11 protein-coding genes are annotated in these 11270 nt (G+C 57.7%); 8 read left to right on the forward strand and 3 right to left on the reverse strand.

The genetic code is table 11. From position 1 onward, the window contains the following. Positions 1 to 194 precede the first annotated feature (194 nt). From V3W31_05165 to V3W31_05175, 3 genes are read left to right on the forward strand one after another with little or no spacing between them, the layout of a single operon-like run. On the forward strand, positions 195 to 857 hold the full coding sequence (locus V3W31_05165) for a beta-phosphoglucomutase family hydrolase (GenBank protein ID MEE9614330.1): 663 nt from the start codon (positions 195 to 197) through the stop codon (positions 855 to 857). Between the two features lie 7 nt (positions 858 to 864). Continuing rightward, positions 865 to 3198, forward strand: coding sequence for a glycosyl hydrolase family 65 protein (locus tag V3W31_05170; protein ID MEE9614331.1), 2334 nt, complete (start codon positions 865 to 867; stop codon positions 3196 to 3198). Between the two features lie 18 nt (positions 3199 to 3216). Then, positions 3217 to 4389: a glycosyltransferase family 4 protein gene (locus V3W31_05175; GenBank protein MEE9614332.1), complete on the forward strand. Its 1173-nt coding sequence runs from the start codon at positions 3217 to 3219 to the stop codon at positions 4387 to 4389. 32 nt (positions 4390 to 4421) lie between these two features. Here the strand turns inward: V3W31_05175 and V3W31_05180 are convergent, their stop codons facing one another. Together V3W31_05180 and V3W31_05185 are read right to left on the reverse strand one after the other, a co-directional pair. Beyond that, the gene (locus V3W31_05180) at positions 4422 to 4721 is read right to left on the reverse strand and encodes a type II toxin-antitoxin system RelE/ParE family toxin (protein ID MEE9614333.1); all 300 of its coding nucleotides are present in this window, start codon (positions 4719 to 4721) and stop codon (positions 4422 to 4424) included. Then, complete coding sequence (locus V3W31_05185; GenBank protein ID MEE9614334.1) at positions 4706 to 4894, reverse strand: hypothetical protein; 189 nt, start codon at positions 4892 to 4894, stop codon at positions 4706 to 4708. The genes V3W31_05180 and V3W31_05185 overlap by 16 nt, the downstream gene beginning before the upstream one ends. Positions 4895 to 5023: 129 nt before the next feature. Between V3W31_05185 and V3W31_05190 the strand changes: the two genes are divergently transcribed. Next, positions 5024 to 6094: a cytochrome c biogenesis protein ResB gene (locus V3W31_05190; protein MEE9614335.1), complete on the forward strand. Its 1071-nt coding sequence runs from the start codon at positions 5024 to 5026 to the stop codon at positions 6092 to 6094. 9 nt (positions 6095 to 6103) lie between these two features. Next, on the forward strand, positions 6104 to 7273 hold the full coding sequence (locus V3W31_05195; protein ID MEE9614336.1) for a nicotinate phosphoribosyltransferase: 1170 nt from the start codon (positions 6104 to 6106) through the stop codon (positions 7271 to 7273). Positions 7274 to 7346: 73 nt separating this feature from the next. Here the strand turns inward: V3W31_05195 and V3W31_05200 are convergent, their stop codons facing one another. Continuing rightward, positions 7347 to 9107, reverse strand: coding sequence for a polysaccharide deacetylase family protein (locus tag V3W31_05200; GenBank protein MEE9614337.1), 1761 nt, complete (start codon positions 9105 to 9107; stop codon positions 7347 to 7349). Positions 9108 to 9561: 454 nt separating this feature from the next. Here V3W31_05200 and V3W31_05205 point away from each other — a divergent pair, with 454 nt between their 5' ends. From V3W31_05205 to tatC, 3 genes are all read left to right on the forward strand, one after another. Then, a complete protein-coding gene (locus V3W31_05205; protein ID MEE9614338.1) occupies positions 9562 to 10059 on the forward strand; it encodes a universal stress protein in 498 nt (165 codons plus the stop codon). An 18-nt stretch (positions 10060 to 10077) separates the two neighbouring features. Continuing rightward, entirely contained in the window at positions 10078 to 10425 is a 348-nt protein-coding gene (locus tag V3W31_05210) for a twin-arginine translocase TatA/TatE family subunit (protein MEE9614339.1), read from the forward strand. Next, the coding region (tatC, locus tag V3W31_05215; protein MEE9614340.1) for a twin-arginine translocase subunit TatC at positions 10422 to 11270 on the forward strand (849 nt) is incomplete at its 3' end. The genes V3W31_05210 and tatC, both read left to right, overlap by 4 nt.

Here is an 11270-nt window from a genome sequence, read left to right on the forward strand (position 1 = left end):
GTTCTCGCAATGACAGACCAAGGGAGTGGGGAGGGAATAGGACGGAGTTATTGCTGCCCGTCACGGGCCGCGTACAGAACTATCTTGAAAAACGGGGGGTATTGCAATAGAATGGATGGTGGGAGACGAGTGTGGAACTTTAAAAGGGTCGTATAGGCCGGTCTCAAAAAAGGGAAAGGTGGGTCTGGAAAATAATGGGCGGACAATTCAAGGCGGCAATATTCGATCTCGACGGTGTCGTGGTAGACACGGTACCCTTGCATTTCAAGGCGTGGAAGCGGATGTTCGGAGAGTACGGCAAGGATTTTACCCTTCAGGATTACAAGGAAAAGGTTGACGGCATCCCCCGCAGCGACGGCGCCAGGGCCGTTCTGACAGATCTCTCCACGGAAGAGCTTCTCGATGCAATGGACAAGAAGCAGAACTATTTCCTCGAATACCTGGATGCGGGTGAAGTCCCGGTCTTCGAGACGACCGTGGAATTGATGAAGGGGTTGATAAGCAAGGGCATCAAGATAGCGGTTATATCATCGAGCAAGAACTCCCCTTACATCCTGGAAAAGACGGGGGTCATAAAACTCCTTGATACGCAGTTAAGCGGCCATGACACCACGAAGGGCAAGCCGCATCCCCAGGTTTTCCTTATGGCCGCCGAGAGGTTGGGCATGAAACCCGAGGAGTGCGTGGTGTTCGAGGACGCGGTCCTAGGGGTCGAGGCCGCGAAACGGGCAAAGATGCTCTGCGTGGGGGTCGACCGCCACAGCGACCCCCGGGGGCTTAAGGCGGCCGATACGGTCGTCAGCGACCTGGGGGAAGTAAACTACGATAGACTTCTATCCTTGTTCGAGGAGGGCTAACCGGAAGATGGAAGACCATTTCGAAAGCTACCTGTCAGGTATTCAGTGGCAGATATTCGAGACTGCCTGGGACCCCGGCGTGCAGAACGTCTGTGAAACACAGTTTACCCTGGGCAACGGCTATGTAGGCAGCCGCGGCATACTGGAAGAGAACCCTCCCGGTTGTCGTCCGGGGACGTTCTTTGCCGGCCTGTATGAAGGGACCAGGGCCCTGGTCCCCGAGATCGTCAACGCGCCGAACCCCATAGACTTCAGGATAAGTGTCGACGGAGAAAAGCTCGGCGTGGTGGCCATGGACGTGTTGGACCATAAGCGCACCCTTGACATGCGCGGCGGTATCCTGACCCGGCGCACCGTATATTCGAATGCGAGGAAAAAGAGGTTCGACTACCAGTCCATGCGTTTTTTCAGCATGCACGACAAGAATGTAGCGGTGATGCGGATCTATGTCACCCCTTTGGACGAGGATGCCGACCTTACCATTACAAGCGCCGTGGATAGTTCGGTCGTAAACAAGGGGCTCGTTACGGAAGGCGATAAAAAGCATATAAGCGTTATCGAAGCCGGGGGTTCCGGCGATAGCAACTACCTGTGTGTAAAGACCGTCGAGAAAGGGAGCCTGATTGCATACGCGAGCAAGGTCATTGTAAAGAAAGGCAGGAAGACATACGCCGCTCCCGACTGGACGTTCAAGCTTCACCTGAAAAAAGGGGAGACCGTATGCATAACCAACTACCTGTCGTTTTACACCGCTCCCGGCGCCTCCGTGGAGAAGACGAAGCGAACCGCGTTGGATTCCGTGGCCGGAAGCGCGAAGAAAGGTTTCGACGGGCTGGTCCGTGAGCACCGCAAGGCATGGGAGAAGAGGTGGAAGAGAGCGAATATCGAGATATGCGGAGACCCGCATGTCGAAAGAGCGGTACGTTTCAATATCTACCATCTGCTCATCGCCGCCACGGAGGAATGCGACGACGTGAGCATAGGTGCGAAGGCCTTGACCGGAGAGGGTTACAGGGGACATATATTCTGGGATGCGGAAATATTCTGCGTACCCTTCTTTATCTATACCGAGCCCGCCGTCGCACGGAACCTCCTGATGTACCGGTATCACAGGCTTAACGAGGCCAGGAAGCTCGCCGGGGAAAGGGGCTTCCAGGGGGCTATGTTCCCGTGGGAATCCGCGGATACCGGGGAGGAGACGACACCTTCATGGTATAAGGACGGAAGCGGAAAGATACAGAAAGTGTTGACGATGGAGCAGGAGTGCCATATTACGGCCGACATCGCCTACACCACCGTCCATTATTTCTTCGCGACAAACGACATGGAATTCATGCTCCGTTACGGGCTCGAGATGGTCTTTGAAACGGCGCGCTTCTGGGCGAGCAGGGTGAAGTATAACGGGAAAAAGAAGAGGTACGAGATTAAGAACGTGATAGGACCGGACGAGTTCCATGAGGGCGTGGACAACAACGCCTTTACGAACCTCATGGCTCAATGGAACCTGAGGGTGGCCTCAAAGCTTTACAGGACCTTCCATAGGAGATACCCGGCCGAGATGAAGAAACTCATGGGGAGAATCGACCTCAAGGCGTCCGAGTTCAAAGTATGGCGAGAGGTCGCCTCGGCTATCTATGTCCCGACTTCGAAAAAGACGAAAATAATAGAGCAGTTCGAGGGGTACCTGAAGAAGAAGAAACTCCCCCTGCCGAAACCCGACCACCACTCCATGCCCGGCTATCCCGAGAACATACACGATATCATGGCGACGCAATACGTCAAACAGGCGGACGTGGTAATGCTCTTATTCCTTCTGACCGACTCTTTCAGCATGGAGACCAGGCGGAAAAACTACCTCTTTTATGAAGAGAGGACGCTGCACAAGTCCTCCCTCAGCGCCTCCGTCCATGCCGCCGTCGGCGCCGAGGTGAGAGAGGAAGACAAGGCATGCCACTACTTCGATGTGGCCGCATATGCCGACCTGAAGGACATATACGGGAATACGGACATGGGGATACACGCGGCTTCGCTGGGAGGTGTGTGGCAGGCCCTTGTAACCGGCTTTGCGGGCATCAGGATCAGGAAGGGGGTCCTGTCTTTCGATCCCAGGCTCCCTTCCCACTGGAAGGGTTTTAAAATCTCCATCAGGTTCAGGGGTTTCGATATCTCGGTGGACATGGACCGGGAAAAGGTCAGTCTGTACTTCCGTTCAAGACGCAAGTCCGAGCAGTTGCCGGTCAGGGTTTACGGTGTCTCGCAGAGGCTTCCTGCCAACAAGAAAGTCACCTTCCGGAAAAAACGTATAAAGAAAGTCCCCTATGAGATCAAGGATTTTTATTGATAAACGAGGAGGTTTGAGATGAATATCGCTCAGATACACTGGGGGTTCCCCCCGATAATAGGCGGCGTGGAGACGCACCTTACCATACTGCTTCCGGAATTCGTCAAGAGGGGACACAAGGTAGGATTGCTGACGGGGTCCGTGGAGGGGGAAAAGGAGGAAGACGATTTTAAGGGAGTAGCCGTCTACCGTACGCCGCTCCTTGACCTTAACTGGCTTGTAAAGAGGGGCCTTGAAGGTCTTGAAGAAGAGATTGCAAAGACCTTCAACGACTTCTTCGACAAGGTCGGGCCGGATATCGTGCACGTCCACAACATGCACTACTTCAGCGAGGCGCACGCGAAGATCCTGGAGGAGACTACGTCTCAGAGAGGCATACCGCTCGTCCTCACCGCGCATAACGTGTGGGACGACATCCTGTTCCTCAAGCTCACGAGAGGGATAAAATGGAGCCATATAATAGCCGTCAGCCACTACATCAAGAAAGAGCTCATGGGCGCCGGGTGTGAGGAGCGGAACGTAACGGTCGTGCACCACGGGATCGATACGGAGTTCTTCAGCCCGGACGTAAAGCCCACGAACATCTTGAAGAAGTTCCCCGAGCTGGAGGGCAGAAAGATAGTCTTCCACCCCGCGAGGATGGGAATGGCCAAGGGGTGCGACGTGAGCATAAAGGCGATAAGGATGGTTAAGGAATGGTTCCCGGACGTACTTCTGGTCATGGCGGGGACCAAAAATATTATCGACTGGGCACTTACGCAGGAAAAGGAGGTCGGCTATTTTGTCGACCTGGTAAAGATCTTCGATTTAAAGGAACACGTCTTCATCAACGCCTATTCGCTCCAGGAGATGCCGGAGCTTTACAGCCTCGCCCAAATATGCGTCTATCCTTCGAGCGTGCCGGAGCCTTTCGGGCTGACGATGCTCGAGTCCCTGTCCACCGGGAAACCGATGATAGTAACCCGGACCGGCGGGATGCCCGAGATAATCCAGGAAGATATCAACGGCTACCTGATAGGGATAAAGGACTTCGAGGCGCTGGCCTCGCGGATCGGGTCGCTCTTCACGGACGACAAGACAAGGGAAAGGCTTGGCAACACGGGAAGGCAGACCGTCAGGACCCACTACACCAAGAAAATAATGGCGAAATGTCATCTGGACGTGTATGACCGGATACTTTCGGCGAAGTAGGCGCCACGCTCGTGCCGGAAGCCCGTCAGGCTTTACTCTTCCTTGAGCCTTTTAAGCTCTCTTTTCCCATGAATGAGGCCCAGTATGGCTACGCGGGATTTTTCAATGCTGTAGATGAGGCGGTACTCCCTTACGAGGAGTTCGCGGATGTTCGGGTTGGAGAGTTCGGGGACGACGCGGCCCCTTTCGGAGAGTTCGTTGAGCGACCTGCTTGCGTCACGGACTTCTCGAACGAAAGCGGCCGCGTAAAAACCGGAGTCCCTTGCTATATATTCGGCGAGCGCTTCGAGGTCGGCAACGGCTTCATCGGTCCAGACTACTTTTCGAGCCATCTCGACATCATCTTTTCGACTTCTTCCTGCGTTCGGACCCGGCCCTCTTCGGCGTCCTTCAGGCCTCGCTCGGCCTTTTGAAGGACGTACAGATGGTACTGGATATCTTCCAGCGAGCAGTCCTCGGGCAGGCTCTCAAGAAGTTTTCCGACCTCACTTTTTGCCGTCTGCATATAAGTGCCCTCCTTTGCAGGTCTACAATGTAAAATATACCACAGTCAGGCCGCCTCTGTAAAGGTTACCCCCCCCTCCCGTCCCGGTATTGACACCCCCACCCCCGTATGGTAGAAGATGCAATCCTTATGAGACGTATATGGAACTTCTTTACCGCCCCCGGGCTTACGGTCACGCTTGCGGCCCTCATATGCATGGACAGCGTATGGGGGTCGCTCCTTGCCATGAAGCGCCCCGACTTCTTCCGCCCGCTCGACCAGGCGCTCCTCATGCCCTGGCTCCTTACCACGGGCAAGGACGACCCCGGCCTTAGCCTCTGGATATACATCCTCGTCGGCCTGACCGCCCTCTTTGCCTTGAATACGGTCGTCTGCACCGCGGACAAGCTCTACTCCATAGTCAAACAGAAAAAGCGCTGGCAGGCTTTCTTCCCGCAGATAGTACACGTCGGCTTCCTCGTGGCCCTTCTCGGGCATCTGGTGGGCAGTATGTACGGCTTCCGCTCTCCGGGGAATATCGTCTTCGAGGGGGAGCCCTTCCCCGTACCAGAAAACCCCGGCCTCTCGGTACGCCTCGACGACGTGGACGTGAAAGTTGACACCCGTGGGCGGATGGACTCCATGAAGACCACCGTTACGCTGCTCCGAGAAGGGGAAGAGTTCCGTACCGGAACCATAGAGCTGAACGGTCCTTTTATATATGAGGGCATTGCCTTCTACTACCTCGACCACGGCCGTATGCCCACGGGCCTTCGGCTGGGGGTGGACGGAGAGGTGGTGGAGGCCGAGTTCGGGGGCTCGTTCAAGACCGGGGACGGGGAGAGGTTCGTCTTCGGCACCCTCTATCCCGACCTCGGCTTTACCGAAGACGGCCGTCCCTATTCGCGCTCCACGGAGTACCGTAACCCCTTTCAGGTGATAGTCTCGCCGGAAGGCGAGCGGGCCTTTATGCCCGTATCGAAACCCGGCGGAGAGGTAAGCCTCGGCAACAGGACCATAAGGCTCCTGGATTACGTGATGGGCACCTACGCGGTCCTCACCATAAACAGGGACCCGGGCATATGGTTCATAATCGTCGGCTCGCTGATACTGGTCGTGGGCATGCTGCTCCTTTTGTTCCTCAGGGGAGAGAGGGGGGAGCTCGTGAGAAAGAAGGAAAGTGTCCAGAGTGTTGTTGACAACCGGGGAAACTCGCAGTAGATTTAAGGTATGGGTAAGCGCGTTTTTCACATAGCCGACCCCGAGGAGATAAGGAGCGGCAAGGTAACGGACGTCTACTTCGCCAGGACGCTTGAAATACTGAAGGCCAAAGGAATCGACAAGCGGGTCAGGGCCGAGTTTTTCGCGAAGAAGTTCCCCTGCGGCTGGCCTTGGGCCGTGCTGGCCGGGGTGGAGGAGGTCGCGCACCTGATGGAGGGGAAGGGGGTGAACGTCCGATCCCTTGAAGAGGGCGAGATATTCAGGCCCGGCGAGCCGGTTATGGAGGTGGAGGGAAACTACCGGGAGTTCTGCGTCTTCGAGACGGCGATGCTCGGCCTTATCTGCCAGGCTTCGGGCGTGGCAACGAAGGCCGCAAGGATGAGGATCGCCGCGGGAGAGAGGACGGTCGTAAGCTTCGGCGCCAGACGCATGCACCCGGCCATAGCGCCGATGATAGAGAGGGCCGCCTTTATAGGCGGATGCGACGGGGTGGCCGTGGTGGCGAGCGCCGAGCTTCTGGAGATCGAAGCCGTAGGCACCATGCCGCACGCCCTTATACTCATCCTCGGGGATACGCTCGAGGCGACAAAGGCCTTCGACGAGGTCATAGACAAGAAGGTCAAGAGGGTCTCCCTCATAGACACATTCAACGACGAGAAGTTCGAGGCATTAAGGGTGGCCGAGGGAATGGATGGAAAACTTTTTGCCGTGAGGCTCGACACGCCAGCGTCGAGGAGGGGGGATTTTTACCGCATATTCGAAGAGGTCCGGTGGGAGCTCGACCTCCGGGGCTTTAAAGACGTAAAGCTTTTCGCAAGCGGCGGCCTCGACGAGGAGAAGGTAATGGAGTTGAAGCCGCTGGTGGATGCCTTCGGCGTGGGGACGTGCATAAGTAACGCCCCGGTCGTGGACTTCTCCATGGACATAGTGGAGATGGAGGGAAAGCCCTTCGCCAAGAGGGGGAAGCGGTCCGGGGCGAAGGACGTCCTTATCTGCGAGAGCTGCGGCAAGCGAAAGGTAGTGGCCCTGGGGACCGAACGTGACCACTGTAAATGCGGCGGGATGTGGAAGAACACCCTCACCACCCTTATAAAGGACGGCAAGGTCGTAAGGGACCTCCCGAAGCCGAAGGAGATAAGGAAGGGGGTAGTCGAAAGGGTGAAGTCCCTGGAGCTTTAAGGGGCGAGGTGGGCTTGCCGCCGGACCTACCGTGGGCCCGGCGTGGGCCTGGCGTGGGCCCGGCGCCGTTAACCTATCGAATGGTATCTTTCGGAAGCCGCATGGCGACCTTGTCGGGTTGCCGTAGAAGCGCCTTTATTTTTTCGCTGCCCCCGATAAGCGTTGAGACCTTGACGAACGTATAGCCCCTCTCCATAACGCCGTCCAGTATCTCCCCGAGCCTGCCCGCGGGCCTGTCCTCGGCCCTCTCGGTCCCGAGGTGCATGAGTATTATACCGCCGCCGAGCCCCCCCCGGTCCCTGCCGAAGCCGAATATCTTATCCCTTATCTCCTCGGATGTGAGATAGAGCTCCGACGTCCTGTCATAGACCCAGTCCAGCGTATCGAGGCTCTCCCTTCTCCGGTAGTCCGAGGTCCAGCCGATATGTATGTAGCCCTCTTGATAGGCCCACTCCCTGAGTTCCCCGTTTACCTCCCCGTACGGGGCCCTCCAGAGCGGCGCCATCCTTTCGCCCGTAACGGCGGTGAAGATATCGGCCGTCTCCCGGAGTTCGCTCGCCATGAACTCCTTCGTAACGCCGGGAAGCGTCCTGTGGCGGAAGTCCTCCCCGTAGCTGGTGAGGTGGGGGTGGCTCATCATATGGTTGGCTATCTCATGGCCGTCCGTTACCATCGTTATCACGAGCCCTGGGTTGTCCTTTATGAACTCGCCGGTAAGGAAGATGGTGGTCTGTATCCCCCTCTCCCTGAGGGCGCCCAGGATGGCCGTGGCTTCGTTGGCCCGGCTTCCGCCGTCGAAGGTAATGGACACCTTTACGTCACCGGGGTTCCCCCTCCTTATGTCGGGCGGGTAAGACGCCTCCCGTTGTTCTTTTTTTATGGGAACCCTTTTTATAAGGGCCGTTTTGGGGGCTGCCTGCGTTTCTTTACGAAAGGCCTTCTTGTCCATCGTAGGGGCGGCGGAGGAAGGGGAAGGGCTTACCTTTACGGTATCGGTCTTCGCGTCCTTTATCGTCACTGTTTCCACGGACGCGGCCTCTTGCCTTGTCTCTTCCAGGATGGAAATCGGCATTACGTCGATATCGGTGGAGAAGTGCAGCATGGAGAGGGTCGCCACGCTCATAATAAGGCCGGAGCGTACGGGCGCCGCCCTCAGGTGGCCGAAGACCGGGTCGGGTTTCAGGTCGTGGAGCCGCCGTATAACCGCCCTTGCTATGCGCTCGGGTACGGCCAGCGCGCGTTCCAGTACGTGCAGGAAAGTCCTGCATATGGCTACAAGCCCGCTCAGCAGAATTTTCAGGGCGTAGAGGGCGTAATGGAGCGACAGGTAGATGAAGGCCGCGGCCGTGACCGCGACCAGAGAGACGAGGACAAAGGCGGCCTTGAAGGATTTTCCTACGGCGTATAAGACGGCATATATACAGAAGACGAGCGCCCTCCATGCGAGCGCCGCTCCGTCGAGCAGGAGGCGCAGTGCGTGGAGGCAGCAGCGGAGCGAGAGGCGGATGAAGTACGCAACCGCGGACGTTATGAAGTATATGAGGGCGAAGGCGGCCTGGAAGGTTTTTTCCACGCCGTAGGCGACGGCCGATACGCAGGCCACGAACGCCCGCCACAGGACCACCCACGCGCTTAGCGCGAACCTCAGGGCGTACCCGCCGTAGTGGAGCGAGAGGCAGACGGTTGCCACGGCCACGGCCGCGGCGAGGAAGGTGAACGTCAGGGCGGCGCGCCAACTCTTACCGAGGCCGCGCACGGCGGCCGAGGCGGAGTACACGAGCCCGCGCGCGAGGCCGCTTCCGGCGGCCCCGGCCATGCGTGCCGAGGAGGCCAAAGACCTTTCACCGGCTATATAGGCGGATACGTAAAGATTGAAGGAGTGCTTTTCTATAAACGGTACGACGCGTGACGGAAGGGAGCGGAGGGTGCGTATTAAGGGCTTACCGAGGACTTTTCCCGCGAATCCGCGGGCACGGTGAATGGTTTTGCAAACAGGGCCGCAGAACCCCGCCCCTTCCGAGGCGCATCTGAAACAGAGGGCCTTACCGCAGTTAAAACAATGCGTACGCCCGAACCTCTTTGGGTGTCGGGAACAATACATACCAAGATTTTAGCACGCCCGGGGCCGGTCGTCAATTCAATCATGCGAGCCATATGGGTTGAGAAAGGAGTTGAAAAGGCGGCTCTTTTTGTTATGATATAAGCTTGTCCCGAGCGGCACTCGACCGGCGATTAAATCTTCCCACTGAGGAGACGATATGGTAAAAAAAATGGGAAACAAGGAAAAAATGGAAAAAATGGAAAAAAAGGGGAAAAAAGGAAAGGGAGTGAAAGCGGCCGGGAACTTTAAGCGGATACTTCTGCCGACCGACTTCAGCGCCGTATCGGAGAACGCGCTCTCCTGCGCCCGCTCTCTTGCGAAGCGGCACGGCTCCAAGCTCTACGTGGTACACGTGGTGGACTTTAGGAATGACGCGGCGGGCTTTTACGTGCCGCACCTCTCTTTCGACAAGCTCGAAGGGGAGATGAGGGAAGGGGCAATGGCAATGCTGAAGAGGTTCTGCTCCGTAAGGCTCAAGGCACTCAAGGCTTTTGAGATGCGAGTCCTCGACGGCGAGCCCTATAAAGAGATACTCAAGTTCTCGAAGGACGAGAATGTAGACCTCATAGTGATGGGCGTTTCGAGCAGGGGTAAGGTGGACAAGTTTTTCTTCGGCAGCACCACGGAGCGGGTTATAAGGAAGGCCGACCGGCCCGTGATGGTCGTGCCGCCGCAGGCGGGCTGACCGCGCGTTGGAGGCGATATGTTCGGAATAGGGTTTACAGAGATAGTAGTCATCCTCGTCATCGCCCTTATCCTGGTGGGCCCGGAGAAGCTCCCGGAGCTCATGGGCAAGATAGGCAAGGCCCTCGGGGAGGTCAAGAGGGCCACCGGCGAGATCAAGAGGAGCGTACACGACATCGACAGGGATCTCATCTATCCGGGCACCGGGCCGGACACAGGGGTAGACGACCCCGGAAAGCCCATGCGTCCCAACGAGGAAGAGATGGAGCGCGCCGGATCCGGGCGTTCCGACAGCGACCCCGGTACCGAACCCGACACCGACCCCGACACCAAAAAGAACGCGCGCGCCGGAGAAGAAGGGGAGTGAGCGAGCGAGAGGGCATAGAGGGGCCGGCCGAGGGGGAGGGGGAGGGGGGGGGCGAGGGGACAGGCACGGACCAGGATAGCATGCCTCTCGTCTCGCACCTGAGGGAACTCAGGCACCGGGTCGTAGTCTCGGTCGTGGCCATAACCGTTGCGTTTACGGTCTGCTATACCTTCTCCGAAGCGCTCTTCGACCTTCTTGCCGCCCCGCTGCTTCCGGCCCTTCCGGAGGGGGAGAGGTCGCTCGCCTTTACCGGCGTGGTGGAGCCTTTCTTCACCTACCTGAAGGTGGGTCTTGTCGGGGCCCTTATAACGGCAAGCCCGGTGATACTCTATCAGGGCTGGGCCTTCATCGCACCCGGCCTTTACGAGGGTGAGAGGGCCTGGCTCCCGCTGGTGGTCGCGGTCTCGGTCCTGCTCTTTGCCTCCGGCGTCACCTTCGCCTACATGATAGTCCTGCCCGTCGGTTTTAAGTACCTCTTGAGCTTTTCCGGCCCGGAGCTGAGGCCCGTCCTCTCCATGGGCCTCTACCTGTCGTTCGCAACGAAGCTGCTCGTGGCCTTTGGCGTGATATTCCAGATCCCCCTCGCCGCCCTGGTCTTTTCGAGGCTCGGGCTGGTGGACGCACGCGGGCTCGTGGCCTTCTGGAAGTACGCGTTCCTCCTGGCCGTAATCGTCGGGGCTTTCCTTACCCCGCCGGATATCTTCAGCCAGCTCCTCATGGCCGGTCCGATAATGCTCCTCTACGGGATAAGCATCGTGGTGGTTATGGCCTTCGGGAAGAAGATGGGGGAGGGGGGGGAGACGCTTCCGGATGAAGAAGATGAAGGCGAGGGGGAGGGGAGTGAC

The organism is Thermodesulfobacteriota bacterium (genome assembly GCA_036482575.1).
Lineage (GTDB): Bacteria > Desulfobacterota > GWC2-55-46 > GWC2-55-46 > JAUVFY01 > JAZGJJ01.

Excerpts from the sequence above, each read along its gene's own strand:
- V3W31_05165 (MEE9614330.1), top strand. The coding sequence starts at position 195 with ATGGGCGGACAATTCAAGGCGGCAATATTCGATCTCGACGGTGTCGTG.
- V3W31_05170 (MEE9614331.1), top strand. The coding sequence starts at position 865 with ATGGAAGACCATTTCGAAAGCTACCTGTCAGGTATTCAGTGGCAGATA.
- V3W31_05175 (MEE9614332.1), top strand. The coding sequence starts at position 3,217 with ATGAATATCGCTCAGATACACTGGGGGTTCCCCCCGATAATAGGCGGC.
- V3W31_05180 (MEE9614333.1), bottom strand. The coding sequence starts at position 4,721 with ATGGCTCGAAAAGTAGTCTGGACCGATGAAGCCGTTGCCGACCTCGAA.
- V3W31_05185 (MEE9614334.1), bottom strand. The coding sequence starts at position 4,894 with ATGCAGACGGCAAAAAGTGAGGTCGGAAAACTTCTTGAGAGCCTGCCC.
- V3W31_05190 (MEE9614335.1), top strand. The coding sequence starts at position 5,024 with ATGAGACGTATATGGAACTTCTTTACCGCCCCCGGGCTTACGGTCACG.
- V3W31_05195 (MEE9614336.1), top strand. The coding sequence starts at position 6,104 with ATGGGTAAGCGCGTTTTTCACATAGCCGACCCCGAGGAGATAAGGAGC.
- V3W31_05205 (MEE9614338.1), top strand. The coding sequence starts at position 9,562 with ATGGAAAAAATGGAAAAAAAGGGGAAAAAAGGAAAGGGAGTGAAAGCG.
- V3W31_05210 (MEE9614339.1), top strand. The coding sequence starts at position 10,078 with ATGTTCGGAATAGGGTTTACAGAGATAGTAGTCATCCTCGTCATCGCC.